At 51.7% G+C, this 19,460-nt stretch carries 17 protein-coding genes and 1 riboswitch; of the genes, 11 read left to right on the plus strand and 6 right to left on the minus strand.

Features of this window, described 5'->3' with window-relative positions:
• Position 1: 1 nt before the first annotated feature.
• Positions 2–475, plus strand: a complete 474-nt coding sequence (locus ACFVTB_RS00255; protein WP_387743422.1) for an SRPBCC family protein — start codon at positions 2–4, stop codon at positions 473–475.
• Positions 468–1,706, plus strand: a complete 1,239-nt coding sequence (locus tag ACFVTB_RS00260) for a beta-ketoacyl-[acyl-carrier-protein] synthase family protein (RefSeq protein ID WP_387743424.1) — start codon at positions 468–470, stop codon at positions 1,704–1,706. Before ACFVTB_RS00255 ends, ACFVTB_RS00260 begins: the two co-directional genes overlap by 8 nt.
• Before the next feature lie 893 nt (positions 1,707–2,599).
• On the opposite strand, the gene ACFVTB_RS00265 is transcribed toward ACFVTB_RS00260, so the two are convergent.
• Entirely contained in the window at positions 2,600–3,931 is a 1,332-nt protein-coding gene (locus tag ACFVTB_RS00265; protein ID WP_387743427.1) for an APC family permease, read from the minus strand.
• Between the two features lie 243 nt (positions 3,932–4,174).
• A riboswitch (guanidine-I (ykkC/yxkD leader) is annotated at positions 4,175–4,290 on the plus strand.
• Between the two features lie 81 nt (positions 4,291–4,371).
• Here ACFVTB_RS00265 and ACFVTB_RS00270 point away from each other — a divergent pair.
• From ACFVTB_RS00270 to ACFVTB_RS00290, 5 genes are all read left to right on the plus strand, one after another.
• Positions 4,372–5,097, plus strand: coding sequence for an urea amidolyase associated protein UAAP1 (locus tag ACFVTB_RS00270; RefSeq protein WP_387743430.1), 726 nt, complete (start codon positions 4,372–4,374; stop codon positions 5,095–5,097).
• On the plus strand, positions 5,094–5,768 hold the full coding sequence (locus tag ACFVTB_RS00275; RefSeq protein WP_387743432.1) for an urea amidolyase associated protein UAAP2: 675 nt from the start codon (positions 5,094–5,096) through the stop codon (positions 5,766–5,768). Before ACFVTB_RS00270 ends, ACFVTB_RS00275 begins: the two co-directional genes overlap by 4 nt.
• Complete coding sequence (gene uca / locus ACFVTB_RS00280) at positions 5,761–9,435, plus strand: urea carboxylase (RefSeq protein ID WP_387743435.1); 3,675 nt, start codon at positions 5,761–5,763, stop codon at positions 9,433–9,435. Before ACFVTB_RS00275 ends, uca begins: the two co-directional genes overlap by 8 nt.
• Positions 9,432–11,177 carry an allophanate hydrolase gene (locus ACFVTB_RS00285; RefSeq protein ID WP_387743436.1) on the plus strand — a complete coding sequence of 582 codons (1,746 nt, stop codon included), beginning with the start codon at positions 9,432–9,434 and terminating at the stop codon, positions 11,175–11,177. The genes uca and ACFVTB_RS00285 overlap by 4 nt, the downstream gene beginning before the upstream one ends.
• 156 nt (positions 11,178–11,333) lie before the next feature.
• The gene (locus ACFVTB_RS00290) at positions 11,334–11,777 is read left to right on the plus strand and encodes a GNAT family N-acetyltransferase (protein WP_387743439.1); all 444 of its coding nucleotides are present in this window, start codon (positions 11,334–11,336) and stop codon (positions 11,775–11,777) included.
• A gap of 248 nt (positions 11,778–12,025) precedes the next feature.
• On the opposite strand, the gene ACFVTB_RS00295 is transcribed toward ACFVTB_RS00290, so the two are convergent.
• A complete protein-coding gene (locus ACFVTB_RS00295) occupies positions 12,026–12,517 on the minus strand; it encodes a VOC family protein (protein ID WP_387743442.1) in 492 nt (163 codons plus the stop codon).
• A gap of 152 nt (positions 12,518–12,669) precedes the next feature.
• On the opposite strand from ACFVTB_RS00295, the gene ACFVTB_RS00300 reads away from it, so the two are divergent.
• Positions 12,670–13,104 carry an Lrp/AsnC family transcriptional regulator gene (locus tag ACFVTB_RS00300; protein ID WP_387743445.1) on the plus strand — a complete coding sequence of 145 codons (435 nt, stop codon included), beginning with the start codon at positions 12,670–12,672 and terminating at the stop codon, positions 13,102–13,104.
• A 107-nt stretch (positions 13,105–13,211) separates the two neighbouring features.
• On the opposite strand, the gene ACFVTB_RS00305 is transcribed toward ACFVTB_RS00300, so the two are convergent.
• Together ACFVTB_RS00305 and ACFVTB_RS00310 are read right to left on the minus strand one after the other, a co-directional pair.
• Positions 13,212–13,493 carry a YxcD family protein gene (locus tag ACFVTB_RS00305; protein WP_387743448.1) on the minus strand — a complete coding sequence of 94 codons (282 nt, stop codon included), beginning with the start codon at positions 13,491–13,493 and terminating at the stop codon, positions 13,212–13,214.
• On the minus strand, positions 13,493–13,924 hold the full coding sequence (locus ACFVTB_RS00310) for a hypothetical protein (protein WP_387743451.1): 432 nt from the start codon (positions 13,922–13,924) through the stop codon (positions 13,493–13,495). The genes ACFVTB_RS00305 and ACFVTB_RS00310 overlap by 1 nt, the downstream gene beginning before the upstream one ends.
• Before the next feature lie 128 nt (positions 13,925–14,052).
• On the opposite strand from ACFVTB_RS00310, the gene ACFVTB_RS00315 reads away from it, so the two are divergent.
• Positions 14,053–14,598 carry a DUF309 domain-containing protein gene (locus ACFVTB_RS00315; RefSeq protein WP_387743454.1) on the plus strand — a complete coding sequence of 182 codons (546 nt, stop codon included), beginning with the start codon at positions 14,053–14,055 and terminating at the stop codon, positions 14,596–14,598.
• Positions 14,599–14,623: 25 nt separating this feature from the next.
• On the opposite strand, the gene ACFVTB_RS00320 is transcribed toward ACFVTB_RS00315, so the two are convergent.
• Together ACFVTB_RS00320 and ACFVTB_RS00325 are read right to left on the minus strand one after the other, a co-directional pair.
• A complete protein-coding gene (locus tag ACFVTB_RS00320; RefSeq protein ID WP_387743457.1) occupies positions 14,624–15,190 on the minus strand; it encodes a beta-class carbonic anhydrase in 567 nt (188 codons plus the stop codon).
• A gap of 63 nt (positions 15,191–15,253) precedes the next feature.
• Positions 15,254–15,574: an iron-sulfur cluster biosynthesis family protein gene (locus ACFVTB_RS00325; RefSeq protein ID WP_387743460.1), complete on the minus strand. Its 321-nt coding sequence runs from the start codon at positions 15,572–15,574 to the stop codon at positions 15,254–15,256.
• 122 nt (positions 15,575–15,696) lie between these two features.
• On the opposite strand from ACFVTB_RS00325, the gene ACFVTB_RS00330 reads away from it, so the two are divergent.
• Together ACFVTB_RS00330 and ACFVTB_RS00335 are read left to right on the plus strand one after the other, a co-directional pair.
• Positions 15,697–17,211: a carboxypeptidase M32 gene (locus tag ACFVTB_RS00330; protein WP_387743463.1), complete on the plus strand. Its 1,515-nt coding sequence runs from the start codon at positions 15,697–15,699 to the stop codon at positions 17,209–17,211.
• Between the two features lie 1,229 nt (positions 17,212–18,440).
• On the plus strand, positions 18,441–19,454 hold the full coding sequence (locus ACFVTB_RS00335) for an ABC transporter substrate-binding protein (protein ID WP_387743466.1): 1,014 nt from the start codon (positions 18,441–18,443) through the stop codon (positions 19,452–19,454).
• The last annotated feature ends 6 nt before the right edge of the window (positions 19,455–19,460 follow it).

A 19,460-nucleotide genomic window follows, 5' to 3' on the forward strand; every position in this document is an offset into this window, starting at 1 on the left:
AATGTACACGTATAACGAAACAACGATGCGGTGCTCGCCGGAGATCGCGTTCCGGTATGCTAGTGAGGTTGAGAAATGGCCGGAACTGCTGTCGCATTACCGCAGCACGTTTTTTTACGAAGGGAACGGCAGGCAAGGCGGCGTTGTCGAGATGGCGGCAGTACGGCCATTCCCGTTCTTCAATTGGCCAGTCTGGTGGCGAAGCGAAATGAAGGTTGATGAACCCGGCCGGCGAGTGCTATATACGCATACTCGCGGTGTTACGAAAGGGATGGAAGTGGAGTGGAGGCTTGTTCCGGAAGGAGAATCGTCGGTCAAAGTATCGATTAAGCATGTATGGAACGAGCCGCCTTTCGGTCGAAGACGCATTGCGCGGCTGATCGGCGCATGGTTTGTCTATGTAATCGCGCAGCGAACGCTTAACGGGCTTCGGCTGCAGGCGGAATTAGGAAAGGGGCGTGCGGGAAATGAGTAGTGGTGAAGTTAGGGCGGTTGTGACCGGAATCGGCTGCGTGACGCCGATTGGCGTTGGCGTGGAGCAGCTATGGGAAGGCGTGAAACGGGGCGCGAGCGCGGTAAAGGAGATCGACCGCTTTACCCCGCAAGGCCTGCGAAGTCGAATCGCGGCGCAAATTGAAGGGTTTGCTCCTGAGAGCTACATGGACAGGAAGCAGGCGCACCGCATGGATCGCTACTCGCAGCTGGCAGTTGCCGGGGGCGTCTTGGCGCTGCGCGACGCCGGTCTGTCGTCGATCGATGTGGATCCGGAGCGGGCAGCCGTTTTTATGGGCAGCGCACTGGGGGGAATCGCATTCGCCGAGGAGCAGTGCGGCCGTTACTATGGGGGCGGTTATCGTTCCGTATCGCCGACGCTCGGCTTCTCGGTATTCGGCGGCGCAGCTTCCTGCAACTTGGCGATGGAATTCGGCTTCCAAGGCGTCAACGAGACGAACGCGATGTCCTGCGCTTCCGGAGCGGTCGCTATTGGGCGGGCGATGCAGGCCATCCGGCGCGGCGAGGCGGACATTGCGCTGGCCGGCGGATCCGAAGCTCCGCTTGCGCCGTTAAGCTTCGGCGCCTTCGACATGCTGCGGGCAATGTCGACGCGCAACGAGACGCCCGGCGTGGCCAGCCGGCCGTTCGACCGGGACCGCGACGGCTTTGTGATGGGCGAAGGAGCCTCTGTGCTCGTCATTGAAGCGGAGCATCACGCCAAAGCGCGCGGTGCGGCTATTTACGGCGAAGTGTCAGGTTTCGGGCTGACGAACGACGCCCATCATATGAGCGCCCCGCTGCCGACCGGGCAACAGGCGGCGCGAGCATTGCGCCTGGCGCTGGCAAGCGCCGATCTATCGCCAAGCGATATCGGCTACGTGAATGCGCATGGCTCCTCGACGCCGCTTAACGATGTGACGGAGTCTAAGGTTATCCGCGACGTATTCGGCAGCCGTCCGGTCGCGGTCAGCGGCACGAAAGGGCTGTACGGCCATCCGCTCGGTGCATCCGGCGCGATCGAAGCGGCCATTACGCTGCTGTCGCTTCGTCACGGCTGGCTGCCCCCGACGACGAATCTGGACCAGCCCGACCCGGCTGCGGAAATCGATTTGGTTACCCGACTCCCCCGCGTAACCAGAGCCGACGCGGCCGTCTCCAACTCGTACGGCTTCGGCGGCGTGAACGCCGTGCTTGCGTTTCGCCGAGCGTGAGCTCGTCCGGCGACCCGTCCTAAGTTGAGCAAAACAGGCTGTCGAGACTTTTTCGACAGCCTGTTTCACTATCCATATGTCACATGAGCGATTACATCGCGTACATGCACCGCAGTAGCTCTTGCTCTACAGTAATCCAAGCATCGCAGTAACTTATGTTCTACAGTAGCCAATGCACCACAGTAGCTCTTGCTCTACAGTAGTCCAAGCATCGCAGTAGCCCTTGCTCTACAGTAGCCCAAGCACCGCAGTAGCTTATGCACCACAGTAGCCTAAGCATTGCAGTAACTTATGCACCGCAGTATCCCAAGCATCGCAGTAGCCCTTGCTCTACAGTAGCTCAAGCACCGCAGTAGCTCATGCTCTACAGTAGTCCAAGCACCGCAGTAGCACACAATCTACAAAAATAACTGCTTTTTTGCAGTTATTTTTGTAGATTAAGCCCATCATTTTGGAATAACTTCCTTTTTGCAGTTATTTCCAGAGTTGAAAAGCCGTATGTACATATTCCGCATCAAATAACTGCAATATGGCAGTTATTTCTTGATTTCTATCAAAATCAGGTGAAATAACTGCTTTTTTGCAGTTATTTACTTGGGATACACGTTGGCGGGCTAACGACAGGCAATTGGAGCTAGGTGTCCTTTAGTGATTCGCTTTCATGTCCACCGTCGCCGAGTCCGCGAAATAGAAACTCGTCTAAAATGAAGTTGTCGAGCCCCCTTTTAAGCGAATTCTTACAATAGTCAGACCACCAACCTTACTCCTTGTAGCAATCAGACTGTCAGACTGTCAACTAACTATCGGATAAACCAGATTACACCCCTAAACCAATCAGACGACGAACCTACTCTCCTCAGCAATTAGTCGACAACGTCTATTTCCCCTCGTCATCAGCTCTCCGATATCGTCGTCGCCTTGGCTTCAGGAAAGGCAGCGGCTCTTGCTTTAATCAACGAATAGTAAATCAGCCCGATTGCGATCCATCCCGTACCTAGCATCAGAGAGGCTTTGTCCAGCTGCGTGATCAAGTAGAAGATAAAGCTGGCGCCAATTAGCGGGAAGAGGAGGCGAAGCAGCAAATCGCGAGGAGTACGCTGTTTTTGGCGAACGATATAGTGGAAGATGACGGATAGGTTCACGAATAAAAATGCCGTTAATGCGCCGAAGCTCACGAATTTGATTGCCATCTCCAGGCTGATAAACAGTGCGGACAATGAGATAATCGATACTAGAATGATATTGAATACCGGAGTGCGGTATTTAGGATGAACGGATGCGAATTTCTTCGGCAGCAGGGAGGTGCGGCCCATGACGAACAGCAGGCGAGAAACAGTTGTCATGGAGGACATGCCTTGCGAGAGGATGGAAAAAATGATAACGAAGGTGAAAATGCCGGCAAGCGTTCCGCCGCCTATTACCTGCATAAGCTCATAACCTGCCGAGTCGACATGGCCATAGGCGAAGCTTGGATATATTTGCTGAATCAAATACGCGGTCACGAAATATAACAAACCAGCTGTCAGAACGATGATCAGTATGGCGCGCGGAATTGTTTTTTTCGGCTCCTTCGTTTCCTCCGCCATTGTCGTAATAGAATCAAATCCTAAAAAGGAAAAGCATACGAGCGATGCGCCAGCCAAAATAGCTGTCCAGGAAACGCCTTCGCTGACGGCAAAAGGATTTATACCTGCAGCAATGCCGCCGTTGGCAGCTTTATAGACGAGCAGAGCGCAAAAACCGCTAATAAATATAATTTGCATCAACACGAACAATTTACTGATATTAGCCGATGTTTTAATGCCAATGATATTAATGACCATAATAATTAACGTCAATAATAAAATCCAAACATAAGAGGGGACGGCCGGGAACTGGGCGCTCAAGTTAATTCCGAACATCAGCACGGCTACAATGCAGGAGAACAAATAGTCCAGCAATATCGCCCAGCCTACTATAAAACCGACGAGTGGGTTCATTGCCTTGGAAACGTAAGTATATGCGGATCCAGACACGGGAAAAGCGGTAGCCATTTGTCCATAGCTGGCGGCTGTGAAAATAATCGCTGTAAAAGCCAGCATGTAAGCCGCAAGCAGCATTCCTCCCGAACCCTCGTGAAGAACTCCGAAGCTGGTGAAGAAAATCATCGGAGACATCCAGGCCAGGCCCATCGTGACGACATGCGACAGTGATAAATCCCGTTTCAGAACATTTTGATTGGACATGCAGTTCCCCTCTTTTCAGTGCGTAATCAATCCAACTCAGAATAAAATGTTAAAATACCTAACACAATAAAGAACAACTCGACTATAGCAAGGGGTTCTCCAACCTGTAAATAAGAACATTTGTTTCTTTTTGGGCTCTAAAATGAAAGACTTCTTATAAATGCATCACGCGTGAAGGGACAAAAAAATATTTTTATTGCGAAAACAAGAATCACATGTTACTATTCCTAACATAAACAAAATAGTTATGTTTTCTAGGGTTCCGGGCTGTAACTGCAGCTGGCTGGTCCGAGAGAAAACGCATTAGCTGCATGCTAAGCATGAGTTGATGTCCACGGCGGGATAAAAGCCCGGGAGAATCTGTCAGAGCATTTCATATGCTTTGGAGTTTCTCCCGGGCTTTTATTTTTTTATCTAATTCCATCAAGGAGGTATGCCATATGGCAGCAGTTTTTTCGATTCAAGCGGGAGGGAAATGGTCCGGCATCATTGGCCGGGGGAAGACCATTCATATGAAATCGCTGGGCAGCCAGGCCAATCTTTCGGCGCTTCTGTTCCATGCCCCTTATTTTTCCGAGCGCTACAATATGCCCGATACGCTGAAAGCGCAGCATACCGCTTTGTTGACACAAGGCCATATTCTGATGAGCGACCAGGGTAAGGCAATGGCTTCTATAACGGAGGATACCGTCGGCTGGCATGATCCGCTGTCCGGTTATACGACAAGGAGCGGGACGGATGAGAAATACGGCATAACCCGCTATCAGACCGAACGCAACGGCTGGTATCGCAGCGGCGAGGAGAATTTGATCGTAGAAATGTACCGCCATCGGTTGACGCCTAGAGATTTGACGACGCCAATCAATTTCTTTTCGAAGGTTGTGTGCGAGCTTGACGGCACCATGCGCTATGCCGAGCAGGAGACGGAAGGCCGCAGCGTAACCTTGCGTACGGAAATGGATGTCTTGCTGATCTTGTCCAATACACCGAATCCGCTGAACCCCAACATCCGGTACCAGACCGGCAGCGCAATTGAAATTGAAGTGGGCGATGCTTTGCCGCTTCGCGAAGATGACCGCTGCTTAAATCATTGCGCGGAGAATCGCCGAGCTTTCGAAAATACATGGAATGCTTACGAACTGATGAGAGGAGCGATTCGACCATGACAACGACCGCCTTTACTCCTGTAACGAGCAAGCTGGATCCGAGAAATGCCAAGTATGAGCACATTATCCCGGCCGGGGAGGGCTGGCTGCATGACCTGCTTCCCGGCGAGGTGCTCCGGATCGAAGATTTGGAAGGCAATCAGGCGGTAGACACTTTGTTTTACACAACGGATGATCCTTCCGACCGCTACAGCGCAATTCGCACGATTACGAATCAGCAAAATCTCTATTTGACGGCAGGCTCCGTGCTTCTCGCGGAATCGGGACGAGAGCTGCTTCGGATTACCGCCGACACTTGCGGCAGACATGATACGATTGGCGGCGCTTGCTCGGCTCAAAGCAATACGGTTCGCTATTCGCATGATACGCTGCCGATGCACAATTGCAGAGATACGTTTATGCTGATGCTGTCCGGCCGAAGCGAATTCGACAAAAGGGACTTAGCGCCAAACGTCAACTTTTTCATGAACGTGCCGGTCACGCCGGAAGGAAAGCTGACTTTCGCGGACGGCATTTCCGGTCCTGGCCGTTACGTAGAGCTGGAGGCGATCGCCCCAGTTACCGTGCTAATCAGCAACTGTCCTCAGCTAAATAATCCGTGCAATGGCTATAATCCAACGCCGGCGAGAGTCATCATTTGGAACGCGGAAGGGGAAGAGAGCTATGTTTAAAAAAGTATTAATTGCCAACCGGGGCGCCATAGCGGTACGCGTCATCCGAACGCTGCAAAAGATGGGCGTCGCTTCGCTCTCCGTATACACCAAAGCCGACCGCGACAGTCTGCATGTGACGATGGCGGATGTAGCGGTGCAGATCGGCGAAGGGCCGGCAAAAGAAAGCTATATTAATGCCGAGCTGATTTTGCGGACGGCAATTGAGCATGGGGTCGACGCCATTCATCCGGGATATGGATTTTTGAGCGAAAATGCAGCCTTCGCAAAAGCGTGCGCCGAGCAGGGCATCACCTTCATCGGGCCGTCTCCTGAGCATATCGAGCTATTCGGCTTAAAACACACGGCAAGGGAAATGGCGCAGCAGGCGGGCGTGCCGCTTTTGCCCGGAACGGGGCTAATGGGCAGTCTGGATGAAGCGATCGAACATGCCGGGACAATCGGCTATCCGGTCATGCTGAAGAGTACCGCTGGAGGCGGCGGTATTGGCATGCGCATATGCGACAGCGAAGACGCACTGGCCGAAGCCTATGAATCGGTCACGCGTCTGGCAGCAGCTAATTTTAACGACGGCGGCGTTTTCCTCGAGAAATATATTGCGCGTGCAAGGCATATCGAGGTGCAAATTTTCGGAAATGGCTACGGCGAAGCAGCGGCGCTTGGAGAGCGGGACTGCTCGGTACAGCGCCGCAATCAGAAAATAATTGAGGAAACGCCGGCGCCGCAGCTGCCAGAAGCTGTACGCGCACATATGCATGAGAGCGCCCGAAAGCTGGCTGCCGCTGCATCCTACCGGAATGCGGGCACGGTCGAATTTCTGTACGACGCCGAAACGGAACACTATTATTTTCTGGAGGTCAATACTCGTCTGCAGGTGGAGCATGGCGTAACGGAGGAAGTGCTGGACGTCGATCTGGTGGAATGGATGGTGCTCGAAGCGGCCGGGAAGCTGCAAAACTTGCAGGATAAGCTTCGGAAACCGCTTGGACACAGCTTGCAGGTTCGTCTGTATGCAGAGGATTGCTTTCATGATTTTCGGCCGAGCGACGGACAAATTGACAGCATCGTTTGGCCGGGGAATGCGCGTGTGGAGTCTTGGATTCAGCCGGGCGTTCAAGTGACAACGCTGTACGATCCGATGCTGGCAAAGCTGATCGTCCATGGGGAGACGCGTGAAGAGGCGATCGGGAAAATGATTGCTTGTCTCCATGAACTGCGTGTATACGGCATCACGACCAATCAGGCATATATTGAAGCTTTTCTTGGGACGGACGACTTCCAGTCAGGCCGCGTATACACAAGCATGCTGTCAGGGTTCAAGCCCATAGAGCGTGCGATTGAAGTTGTGGACGGCGGCATACAGACAACCGTACAGGATTATCCGGGACGTGTCGGCTATTGGGATATCGGGGTGCCGCCATCGGGGCCGATGGATGCTTTGGCGTTTCGGATGGGCAACCGGCTGCTAGGCAATGAGGAGTCCGCCTCGGGATTGGAAATGACCCTTCGCGGCGGAGCCTACCGTTTCCGGGACAGCTTGACGTTTTGTTTGACCGGCGCTGATATGTCCGCGCAGTTGGATGGAGAGCCGGTTCCGCTCTACACGCCAGTAAAGGCTGCTGCGGGAGCTGTTCTCGTTTTGGGTGAGTCAAAGTCGGGCATGCGGAGCTATCTGCTCGTTGAAGGCGGCTTCGATATGCCGCTGACGCTTGGCAGCGTATCGACGTTTACGCTGGGCGGGTTCGGCGGGCATGGCGGCAGCGCCTTGCGTCCTGGTGCTGTGCTGCGCATCAAGCCGGCGGGGCCGCCGGCTTCACAACCGTACTCGACGCAGCCGCTTCCGTTGCAGTCCCGTCCGGCGTTGGCAAACGAATGGACGATCGGCGTCATTCCGGGTCCGCATTGCACGCAGGAATATTTGCTTCCTGCTTACTTGGAGCAATTAACGGATACGGTCTGGGAAGTGCACTTCAACAGCTCGCGCACAGGGGTTCGTTTGATCGGCCCTGCGCCGCTTTGGGCAAGGGAAGACGGCGGCGACGCCGGGCTCCATCCGTCCAATATCCACGACAACGCTTATGCGGTCGGCGCGCTGGACTTGACGGGCGATATGCCGATTCTGTTAGGGCCGGACGGTCCAAGTCTGGGCGGGTTCGTCTGTCCGGTGACGACGGCATCGGCCGAGCTATGGAAGATTGGTCAGCTTCGCCCGGGCGACAAAATTCGTTTCCGGCTCATTACAGTTGAAGAAGCGGAAGAGCTTCGTAGGGAGCAGGAGAGATTTCTAGACCGAATTGCCGTACAGAGAGTGCTTGCAGGAAGCTCGGAGTTGGCTGGCGCAAGGGAGCTGCCGCTTAAATTGCCGGTTCTGCCTGAACGCTCTAGCGGAGACTACCAGCCTCTGCTTGCTTACGAAGAAGAGGGAAGGCGTTTCAAACTAGCGATCCGATGCTCCGGCGACGAAAATATTTTGATCGAGTACGGCGATCGGGAGCTTGATCTATTGTATCGCTTTCAGGCGTATGTGTTGATGCAGGCGGTCAAGGAGAGCGGCGCTATTCCGTATATCGAGATGACCCCGGGCATTCGCTCGCTGCAAATTCATTTAGACCGGACGCGTATGACGGTAAAAGAGGCGGCTGCTCGCATTTTGGAGCTTGATCTGACATTGCCGCCGCTGGAGTCGATTGAGGTGCCGTCACGTATCGTGAAGCTTCCGCTTTCGTGGGATGATCCGGCAACAAAGCTGGCTATTGAACGCTATCAGCAAAATGTCCGGCCGGATGCACCATGGTGCCCGAGCAATCTGGAGTTTATTCGGCGAATAAACGGACTCGGATCATTGGAGGAAGTGGCGGAGGTCGTGTTCAACGCATCGTATCTCGTTATGGGTCTGGGTGACGTGTATCTCGGGGCGCCGGTTGCCGTGCCGCTCGATCCGCGCCACAGGCTGGTGACGACCAAGTACAATCCAGCAAGGACATGGACGCCGGAAAATGCTGTTGGCATCGGCGGAGCTTACTTATGCGTATACGGCATGGAAGGTCCGGGCGGCTATCAATTCGTGGGACGGACCGTGCAAATGTGGAACAAATTCCGATCCACATCTAATTTTGAGCCAGGCAAGCCGTGGCTGCTTCGCTTTTTTGACCAAATTCGGTTTTATCCGGTTGAGAAAGAACAATTGCTGCAAATGCGAGAGGATTTCCTGCGAGGCGATTTTATTGTAGAAACGGAAGAGACGACATTCCGGCTTGGTGAATACTTAGCGTGGTTAAATACTGTTCAGGAACAATCGGATCAATTCCGGCAGTCGAGACAAGCTGCATTCCAGCAGGAAAGGGAGCTGTGGAAGCAGCTTGGCATCGCCGAGCATGTATCCGAGACGGAGACAGCAGACGCGCAGGAGGCTGATGCTTTGCCGGAGGGCAGCTTGGCTGTCAACAGCTCGATGTCCGGCAGCGTATGGAAGGTGCTGGTGGAACCGGGGCAGAGGGTGAACAAGGGAGACACCCTTGTAATTGAAGAAAGCATGAAAATGGAGTTCCATCAGCAGGCGCCGTTCAGCGGCGTGATTGCATCCGTTGCCGTCTCGCCGGGCGATCAAGTACGAGCAGGAGACCGAATTGCAGCTATTTATCCAGAAGAGGAGGGGAAGGCATCATGAGCAAGCAAGCTGTGCCAAGGTCATTGACTATTGAGGCGCTAAGAAAAGGCTATCGGAATCGGAGTTTTACGCCGATTGATGTTATTGAAGCGATATTGGAACGCGCGGAGGCCAGTGCAGAGAGCCATATTTGGATTGCGCCTCCGGTGATGGAGCGGATTCAGCCGTACTTAGAGCGCCTCGAACGACTCAGCCCGGAGCAATGTCCGTTATGGGGGATTCCATTCGCCGTAAAAGACAATATCGAAGTGGCTGGCTGGCCGGTAACGGCGGCATGTCCCGATTTTGCCTATACGCCTGAAAGCCATGCGGCTGTTGTCGAGAGGCTAGTTGCTGCTGGGGCGATACCGGTTGGCAAAGCGAATCTCGATCAGTTCGCGACCGGTCTGGTCGGCACGCGCAGTCCATACGGCGCCGCGCATAACGCGCTGCGTCCCGAATTGATTAGCGGCGGCTCAAGCTCGGGCTCCGCCATCGCTGTTGCATGCGGCCAAGCGGCTTTTGCGCTTGGAACGGATACGGCCGGTTCGGGCCGGGTGCCGGCGGCATTAAACGGACTGGTTGGCTATAAGCCTGCCGTCGGGGCTTGGCCTTCGGCCGGCGTTATCCCGGCTTGCCGCAGTCTCGATTGCGTGACCGTATTTGCTCATTCGATTGACGACTGCCTAACGGTAGATCGTCAGGCAAGGGGGTACGTAGAGAGCGATCCTTATTCGGCCGCTCGCTCGTTGAGCAATCCGGTTATGCCTGAGTTATTTCTTATTCCAGAAGGGCCGTTGGAGTTTTTTGGACCTTTCGCAGCTGTTTACGAGCAAGCGTGGGAGCAGGCCAAGCGGACGCTGATTGATACCGGCTGTCTAGTAGAAGCAATCGATATATCTATGCTGCTTGAGGCATCGTCGTTGTTGTATGAGGGTCCGCTCGTTGCCGAACGCTGGGCGGATTTGGAAGCTTTTGTGATCGCCCATCCCGGGGCGACTCTCCCGGTTACGGAACAAATACTTCGCTCAGGCGAGAAAGCAACTTATACGGCGGCAGCACTGTTTCAAGCTCAGTATAGGCTGGCCGAGATTAAACGCATGACGGAAAAATGGCTGAAAAATGCGATTCTTGTACTCCCGACAGCTGGAGGCACTTGGACTCGCGAGCAGGTCGCGGCCGATCCAGTGGACACAAATCGGAAAATGGGGCTTTACACGAATCATTGCAATCTGCTCGATATGAGCGCGGTTGCGATTCCTGCAGGAGAAGCGGAGGAAGGTCTGCCTTTTGGCATTACGTTGTTTTCGCTGGCGGACGAGGAAGCAAACTTGAGCTCCGCCGCCCGGGCTTTTCTGCTTCAGGCGGAGACGGTGACAGTAGCCGTATGTGGGCTGCATATGAGAGGGATGCCGCTTGAGCAGCAGATGCTGGGGCTGGGGGCGACTTTTATAGAAGAAACGCAGACTGCTCCTCGATATGAAATGTATAGATTGCCTACAACTCCGCCGAAGCCGGGGCTTGTACGGGTAAGCGAAAAGGAAGGGGGCCGTGAGATCGCGATTGAGTTATGGAGAATGCCTTATCGTTCTTTCGGTAAGTTTACGGCGTCGATTCCAGCTCCGCTCGGCATCGGCAAGGTCGAATTGACGGACGGACGAACGGTTCCCGGGTTCCTATGCGAAAGCTATGCAGCCGATCCAGAACGCAATATTTCGGAGGCAGGCGGGTGGAGAAATTGGTTAAAGAGTCCAATTGCCTAAAGCCAGCTTCGATTTGCATCAGGTGTTGAGAATTGATCCCTACGAACTCTGGTTCTATAATTGGGGTAGCATCTTGGTTATGAGATGAGATTCAGGTTAAGTAAAAGGGGTTCTAACTTCAAATCAGCGCTTGACCGAAAAGGAGTATTGCATTCGATGGAACAGATTACTCTTCACCAATCCCAAAATTCCGATATGGAGACAATTGCTAATTTACGGGCAATCGTACTGCGCGACGATTTAACGAGATTAGGAAGATTTGATGAAGAGAAGGTTCGCCAACGCTTTCGTGACGCATTTGACCCCGTTCATACATGGATCATTAAGGATACTTCCTTTATTGGTTGCATCGCTTTTAAACCGATATTAGATGGGTATTTGTTGGAACATTTTTATATTCATCCCGATTACCAAGGCAAAGGCGTTGGAAGTCAGGTATTAGAATATGTTTTTAAACAAGACGATGTAGTAGGAAAACGGGTGACTTTAAATGTCCTTCAAGGAAGCCCGGCTCAACGTCTTTATGAACGGTATGGTTTTAAAGTGGATCGTGAGGATCCCGTAGATATTTACATGTCTATGGTAGTAGAGTCAAGTTAATCTGACATAACCTTACGAAAAAGAAAAAAGATAATTCCTGTACGGTGTAAGGCACAGGAATTATCTTTTTTCGTTCATTTCTATTTTGGGTTTGAATTAGAAATCAGCGTTTTACGTTATTTCCAGCGAGGAAACCGCCGCGAGAAAGCCGGCTGTCTGCCGCCAACGATTCTGGATCGGATAGACCCGACTGCGGATATCGATTTCGTTGCCGTATTCCACGAGTGACGAGGCCGTCTCGATGGTGTTTACGGCTTCGGCGACGCGAACTCCGTACCTGCTTTCCGCCGAACATGAGCGCCATCAAAATCGACACTCTCCAGAAACTCAATCACCTCTCCGTTAGGACTGTGAACAAGGGCATTTTTTACAAAAAGCGGCGGTTCTCCGAGCGAGAGTGCATCCGGTTCTACAAAAGCTTTTGCTCCATGAGAAAGTGCTTTTTGATAGGTTTCCTCTACATCATCTACGTAAAAGGCAAAGTGAAGCAGTGCGCCATGCGCAACATCGGCTTCGGACTGGGCTTTCCTGCCTTGGGCCGGGATAATGGCTTGATCGTCAAAAACCTCAATGCAGGTCCGCCCGTCAGGCGAGATCAGCATGCAAGCTTCCGTAATCTGAAAGGCAGGCAGGCTCCAGTGGTGTCCACGTTTAAATTCCAGTGCTTCGGTGTAGAAGTCAATTGTTGCTCTATAATCTTTAGCCTGAATAGCTATATGTGCTAATCCTTGAACTCCCATGAGTATCGCGCTCCTTCAATAAGTCTGAAATTAATTATAGTGACTATGAAAGTTGAAGGACATAAGATAAGTAAGAGAGTTGTCATGCGATACTTATGAATAATAAGGATTTTTAGGAGAATTACTTTATTTTTTACACTGGAGGTCACAAGATGGAGCAGGCTGTTGATGATATTGATAATAAGATTATGCAATTGCTTCAAAGCAACGCCAGAATGACGATTTCCCAGATCAGCAAGGAGGTGTCTATGTCCCAGCCATCGGTTAAGGAGCGAATAACCAAGTTAGAGGAGAAAGGAATCATTGCGGGCTATACCGCCACCTTTCGTTTACCGGAGCTGAATCGGGGGACAACGACGTTTATTATGCTGAAGACCGAGCGATGCCAAGAGGTGGTGGAATTTTGCCGGGAAGCGAAGGAGGTGACGGATTTATACCGCATCAGCGGAGAGTATAACTATCTGATTAAGATACAGACGGCCACGATTGAGGAGTTAGCGGAATTTCAGGATTCCCTTGCTGGACTGGGTCCGTCCAAATCCCATATCAGTATGAAAAATATATTGGAGAACCGGATTTTGCTATAAAAAGCGGTTATACCACAACATATTAAAGGTCCCCGCAGTCTGAACGCCTTTTCTAAGCGTTAAGTATGTGGGGACCCATAATGGATGCTATTTATTGCCTGCTATCGTTATTCCTCAATATCAGCGAAAAATTCTTCGTCCGCATCCAGTTTAATGTTGGAACGGAAAACGCGACGGTTATACTCGGTGTACATATATTGCTCGATCGCTTCGAGCAGGTTGGACTCGATTAAGTACTGGCTTCGTCCGCTTACCCAGACTTCAGCCGTAAAACCGTATTGCTCTTCCCAGGAGAGCTGAACCTCTACATCCTGAGGCTTGACGCCTTTACGCTCAGCCATATGAAGGCATACGGCATTAATAATCTCGTCCGTGTAAATGCGAATCATTAGTAAGGTCTCCGCGGCTCAGGATTGTTTTTGCGGCGAATATACTTGAATGCGGCAATGATAACCATAACGACCGCCACGATTGCAAGCATATTGACCAAGAATCCGAGTATTTCTCCGAATGCGCCCATGCCGCCGAACAGCCCGCCGAACAGCATGCCGGCAAGACCGCCCACAAGCATGCCTTTCATAAAGCTGCCGCCGAAGCCGGATTTCGTGCCAGCCGTCGTTGCTGCGCCCGCTTTCGAGCCGGTGCCTGTCGTCGAACCTGGATTGCTTTGGCTGACGTTATCGGATTTCTTTGGCGTCTGCGTAAAGCTTTGTTTCGGCGATTTCATTCCGCCCCCGCGTTTAGCAGCGTCAGCGACTTGTCCAAACCCGAGGGTCAGGAATACGGTAAGCGCCATCATAATAAGAATACCTTTTTTCATAGCTTCTTCTCCTCCTGCATCTATAGGTGCTTTCGTTGCTATCATATACATTTACGGCTAGAATTAACGAAGGTTTCAAAAAAATTTCGAAAAACCGAAACGTATTAGTAAAAGGGGGAGAATCCGTGATGAACGACTCCTATCCGGACGCTTATATCGACTATTTGGTCGAATATCATGCTACGCGGGACTACTTTGAATGTCATGAGCTGTTGGAGGAGTATTGGAAGGAGCATCCGAATGATCCGCGCGCGGAAACATGGGTTGGTCTCATTCAGCTGGCTGTAGGGCACTATCATTTGCGGCGCGGTAATACGAGAGGGGCTTCAATGCTGTACGCCAATGCGGCGCTTAGGCTGAAGGAAGATGATATAAGCAGGTTGGGAATAGACGGGGACTTGCTGCTTGCGGCGCTTAAAGATAGAAGGATTCTGCTCCAGGCTGGACAAACCTTCGATTATACGGAGATGGATATGCGGCTTGTCGATGCGGAGCTTCGTGCACGTTGCGAGACGATATGCCTCGCAAAGGGATTGATCTGGGGAATAAAAAGTCCGATGAATGACCCCGCCCTCATCGACCGCCACAAGCTGCGCGACCGCACAGAGGTTATCGCGGCGCGAGCGGAGGCGGTTGAAAGAAAGCGCAAAAGCCGGGATCAAGCAGGCTTTTAGCGGGATGTAATTAATACGGTTAAATTTATTTGCGCATCGCTTCGTAGCCGTCGACCACAAGGTCAAGCTGGCCGGTTTCCGGATGAATCGTTAAGCCGTGCACCGGAACATTAGGCGGCAGCAGCGGATGCTTGCGAACGATGTTGGCGCTCTGCTCAACGCTATCCTGCAGGTTGTCAAAACCGGTCAGCCAGCGCATCAGGTTGACGCCGGAATTTTTCAATGTTTCGATCGTTTGCTCTGGAATGCCGCGCTCGAGCATGTGGCTCACGACATTTTCAGGGTTAATGCCAGTCATGCCGCAGTCGTGGTGACCGATGACGAACACTTCGTCTGCTCTCAGCTCGTAAATCGCGACAAGAACGCTACGCATGATGTTGCCGAATGGCTGCGTAATAATGCCGCCGGCGTTTTTAATCACTTTTGCGTCGCCTGTTTTGATGTTCAGCGCTTTTGGCAGCAGCTCGGTTAAGCGGGCGTCCATGCAGGTAACAATAACAATCCGGCGATCGTTCGATGCGACGAATTGCTTATATTCTTTTTGCTCCACAAAATGCTTGTTATGTTCCAAAATTTGATTCAGTTTGCTCATCGTATGATCTCCTTTTCCTGCGTTTGCATGTGGTGTAAATCCGATAATAATGCTTGTAAGTGCTCAGGCTTTGATGAACCTCAGATCGAGCGTATAGATTTGACTGTCGCTCTTTAAACTGAGACTTTCCTTGTCCGGGTTGTAATCGATCCGCAGCTCGGGCTCGAAAAACACCTCGTGACGCGGCTCGTACCAGAAGGGCAAAGGATCGCCTTGAGCCAGCTTGTCGTCCACAGTAGCTTCTGCAATCAATTGCAGGGCAGGGACGCCGCTCATCACGCAGCCGCAGCCTTCGGTATCGTGCAGCAGCTTCAGCTGACTGCTCCCGTCGGCCAGAAAAGGGGCCAAATAGTCCGCCGCTGAAGCGGAGAAAGCAATATGCATGGGCCTCACCTTTCATTGCAAGTATGAATAGCTAGGAATAAAGCTACGGTTGATTATACGTTTTGCAATCGGTAAGATCAAGTTAGCAGGACGTATTTTAATATGGAAAGGCGGTTAATCAAATGACGGTACATATGGAGAAAACGCTTCCTCTTTTTATGGAGACGATTCGTAAAATCAAAAGCTATGAAGAAGCGCTTGGCGTGCTTTACTGGGATTTACGGACTGGCGCTCCGCGCAAAGGGATGGACGCGCGCTCGGAGGCGATTGGCAATCTGTCCGGCGATATGTTCAAGCTCCAAACCTCGGAGGAGCTGGGAGCAAATCTTGCCGATCTGGAGCGCCCCGAAGCGTTTGCGCAATTGTCGGAAATCGAGCAGCGGCTCGTAACGGAAACGCGCAAGGACTACGACCGCAGCGTCAAAATTCCACCGAAACTCTATCAAGAGTATGTGGTGCTTGCGGCTCAATCGGAGAACAAGTGGGAAGAAGCAAAGGCGAATAACGATTATGCCGCTTTCCAGCCTTATTTGGAAAAAGTAATCGACTATACGCAGCAGTTTATCGACCTGTGGGGGGCGAAAGCGACCCGCTATGATACGCTGCTCGATCAATACGAACCAGGGATGACGACGGCTGAGCTTGACCGCGTGTTCGGCGGGCTGCGCGAGCAGCTGGTGCCGCTCGTATCGGCTATTGCGGAATCGCCGCATAAGCCGGATACATCTTTTCTGCAGCAAACGTTCAGCAAAGCCGCGCAAAAGGATTACAGCCTATTTATTTTAGGGCAGATGGGTTATGATTTCGAAGCTGGACGGTTGGATGAAAGCGTGCATCCGTTCGCGACTGGACTTAATCCGGGCGATGTGCGCATTACGACCCGATACTTGGAAAATGACGTGACGAGCGCGCTGTTCGGCACGATTCACGAAGGCGGTCATGCGCTGTACGAGCAAAACATAATGTCGGAGCTGATCGGCACTCCGCTATGCACGGGCACGTCGATGGGCATTCACGAATCGCAATCGCGATTCTGGGAAAATGTGATCGGGCGAAGCAAACCTTTCTGGGAACGTTATTATGCCGATTTGCAGCAGCGGTTCCCGGGACAGCTGACGGTGCCGGTCGATTCCTTCTACTCGGCGACTAACGTCGTCGAGCCTTCTCTTATTCGCATCGAGGCCGACGAACTGACGTACAACTTGCATATCATTATTCGTTACGAGATCGAGAAGCTGATCTTTAACGGCGGTGCGAAGGCGTCGGAACTGCCGGAAATCTGGAACGCCAAATATAAGGAGTACTTGGGAGTTGAGCCTGCCTCGAACGCGGAAGGGGTCCTTCAGGACGTTCACTGGTCGGGCGGCATGTTCGGTTATTTCCCATCCTACTCGCTAGGCAACATGTATGCGGCTCAGATTGCCGATACAATGGAGCGGGAGCTGCCCGACTTCTGGTCGCTTGTTGGGCGCGGGGAGCTGCATCCCATTAAAGATTGGCTGACGGAGCGTATTTACAAGTATGGCAAGCTTCGCACGCCTTCCGAGCTGATAAACGCGGTAACGGGCAAATCGCTCGATTCCAGTTATTTGGTTCGCTATTTGGAAAATAAATACAAACAGATTTACAAGCTGTAACCGCAGCGCGGTTAGGAAACGGTAATCTGTAAGAGTATGCTGGCTCAGGCTGTCGAGAAAGTATCGACGGACTGAGCCGTTTTTGTTTATATTTGAATCTTTTTCGCGGTCGGTAAGTTAGTCTCCTCAGCCAATCGCGTCATTCCAATATAGAAGGCTGCCTCCATTAATACACGCGCCTCGTTAAGCAAAAGTTTAATACATGCAGTAAGCTAACGCTCCATACTAACTTACCCCCTCAAGTGGCTCAAAACCGAAATCAGCACTTGACTTGAAGTGAGGGAAGCGTTGCAGGTCAGAGGGTTCTTCCGATCGCCATTAAAGCCTGATTCCTTTATTTTATTGAGGTTTGCAGTAGGAATCTGGCTTTAAAAGCGACCACTTTCGTTTCTCCAGAATCCCTCTGCTCTTCCACTGTTCCTCCATTTCAGTAAAATACTGATTATTAAATTTGATAACCTCAAGTAAATAAATCCACACGGAAAAACAAATACACAGTAAACCGCGTATTTTCCCATCGACAAAAAGCCTAGCTCTAACATCGCCGAACCAATAGCTGCCAAAATGCAGTTATTTCCCGTACGCTGCTCGAAAAATGGACAGTAACTGCCTTTGGCATTTATTTGACTGACCACAGCGCCGTTTGCTATCAAATCTTATCGAAAAACTGCCTTATTGCAGTTATTTACTTGGTTTCTAGTTTATATGAAAGAAATAACTGCTGAATTGCAGTTATTTCTCAAGTTGCCTGCTGCTGAGAACACGCAAAAGGAGAGCAAAGGGGGTTAAAGCCACAGTTTCGACGCCACGATAGTGATTTCTCCCCCGTAATGCCACCGCTTCATATGGTCAGCTGTGAGCAGGTCGCAGGTACTTGGTCCGGCTAACGCTTGACCCAATTATTTTTTCTCGCAACTCCGCACTCGCTCCGTTTTGCTGCCAAGCCGAACGGTCAGCAATTTATTTTTCCACTCACACGTACACCTACTTGGTCCGGCTAGCGATCAAACCAATATTTCATTTCCCGCAACTCCATATTCGCTCCGTTTTGCCCTGTTTCGCCAATAAGCCGAACGGCCAAGCAACTTATTTTCCCACGTACACATACCCATCCAAAGTTCAAACGACCCAACCCTCGGCAGGGAAGCTTTCATGTCATTCACCGCTGGTCGGCCCCCGGCATAGGCTAAAGTACCAAAAACTTCGAGAATGGTTGGGGAGGAATAGAGATGAGCAGAAGAAGGATGATACCGCTCTTGCTGGCTGCCGTTCTGCTGGTCACGGCGGTCATCGCCGGCTGCGGCGGCGGAGAGAAGGAAAAAACGAAGGTGAAGATCGGGGAAGTGACGCGCTCGCTATTTTATGCGCCGCAGTATGTGGCGTTGGCGAAGGGCTTCTTCGAGGAGGAAGGGCTTGACGTCGAGCTGCAAACAACGGCGGGAGGCGACAAAACGATGACTGCGCTGCTGTCCGGCGTTATCGACGTCGCGCTGGTGGGCTCGGAAACGTCTATTTATGTGTATCAGCAAGGGGCGGACGATCCCGTTATCAATTTCGGGCAAGTGACGCAAACAGACGGCACGTTTCTCGTAGCTCGCAATAAAGATGATGCGTTCGACTGGAGTAAGCTGAAGGGTTCGACATTCCTCGGGCAAAGAAAAGGCGGCATGCCGCAAATGGCCGGAGAATTTACACTTAAGAAGCATGGCATCGATCCGCACGGCGATCTGGAGCTGATTCAAAACGTTGATTTCGCTAATATCTCGGCAGCGTTCGCGTCCGGCACCGGCGATTATGTGCAGCTGTTCGAGCCGACGGCATCCGTTTTCGAGAAAGAGGGCAAAGGTCAAGTAGTGGCATCGTTTGGCGTTGAAAGCGGTCATTTGCCATACACCGTCTTCATGACAAAACAAAGCTTTATCGATAAAAACAAAACAACGGTTCAAAAATTTACAAATGCTGTGCACAAAGCACAGCTGTGGGTAGCTGAAAATGACGCCAAGACGATTGCTGAAGCTGTGAAGCCATACTTCGATAACGTTGATCCTGAGATTATGGTCAGCTCCATCGACCGTTACAAGAAGCAGGGCTCCTATGCCACCGATCCAATCATCGACGAGGCGGAGTGGAACAACCTGCTTGATGTAATGACATCGGCCGGCGAGCTTAAAGCAAGAACCGAACACGACAAAATTGTCAATAACAGCTTCGCTGAACAAGCGATTAAAGAAGCGAAGGACTGAGTAAGC

The organism is Paenibacillus sp. NPDC058071 (genome assembly GCF_042885235.1).
GTDB lineage: Bacteria > Bacillota > Bacilli > Paenibacillales > Paenibacillaceae > Pristimantibacillus.

Bases quoted from the DNA above. Each gene is read 5' to 3' on its own strand.
- ACFVTB_RS00255 (WP_387743422.1), top strand. From the start codon at position 2: ATGTACACGTATAACGAAACAACGATGCGGTGCTCGCCGGAGATCGCG.
- ACFVTB_RS00260 (WP_387743424.1), top strand. From the start codon at position 468: ATGAGTAGTGGTGAAGTTAGGGCGGTTGTGACCGGAATCGGCTGCGTG.
- ACFVTB_RS00265 (WP_387743427.1), bottom strand. From the start codon at position 3,931: ATGTCCAATCAAAATGTTCTGAAACGGGATTTATCACTGTCGCATGTC.
- ACFVTB_RS00270 (WP_387743430.1), top strand. From the start codon at position 4,372: ATGGCAGCAGTTTTTTCGATTCAAGCGGGAGGGAAATGGTCCGGCATC.
- ACFVTB_RS00275 (WP_387743432.1), top strand. From the start codon at position 5,094: ATGACAACGACCGCCTTTACTCCTGTAACGAGCAAGCTGGATCCGAGA.
- uca (WP_387743435.1), top strand. From the start codon at position 5,761: ATGTTTAAAAAAGTATTAATTGCCAACCGGGGCGCCATAGCGGTACGC.
- ACFVTB_RS00285 (WP_387743436.1), top strand. From the start codon at position 9,432: ATGAGCAAGCAAGCTGTGCCAAGGTCATTGACTATTGAGGCGCTAAGA.
- ACFVTB_RS00290 (WP_387743439.1), top strand. From the start codon at position 11,334: ATGGAACAGATTACTCTTCACCAATCCCAAAATTCCGATATGGAGACA.
- ACFVTB_RS00295 (WP_387743442.1), bottom strand. From the start codon at position 12,517: ATGGGAGTTCAAGGATTAGCACATATAGCTATTCAGGCTAAAGATTAT.
- ACFVTB_RS00300 (WP_387743445.1), top strand. From the start codon at position 12,670: ATGGAGCAGGCTGTTGATGATATTGATAATAAGATTATGCAATTGCTT.
- ACFVTB_RS00305 (WP_387743448.1), bottom strand. From the start codon at position 13,493: ATGATTCGCATTTACACGGACGAGATTATTAATGCCGTATGCCTTCAT.
- ACFVTB_RS00310 (WP_387743451.1), bottom strand. From the start codon at position 13,924: ATGAAAAAAGGTATTCTTATTATGATGGCGCTTACCGTATTCCTGACC.
- ACFVTB_RS00315 (WP_387743454.1), top strand. From the start codon at position 14,053: ATGAACGACTCCTATCCGGACGCTTATATCGACTATTTGGTCGAATAT.
- ACFVTB_RS00320 (WP_387743457.1), bottom strand. From the start codon at position 15,190: ATGAGCAAACTGAATCAAATTTTGGAACATAACAAGCATTTTGTGGAG.
- ACFVTB_RS00325 (WP_387743460.1), bottom strand. From the start codon at position 15,574: ATGCATATTGCTTTCTCCGCTTCAGCGGCGGACTATTTGGCCCCTTTT.
- ACFVTB_RS00330 (WP_387743463.1), top strand. From the start codon at position 15,697: ATGACGGTACATATGGAGAAAACGCTTCCTCTTTTTATGGAGACGATT.
- ACFVTB_RS00335 (WP_387743466.1), top strand. From the start codon at position 18,441: ATGAGCAGAAGAAGGATGATACCGCTCTTGCTGGCTGCCGTTCTGCTG.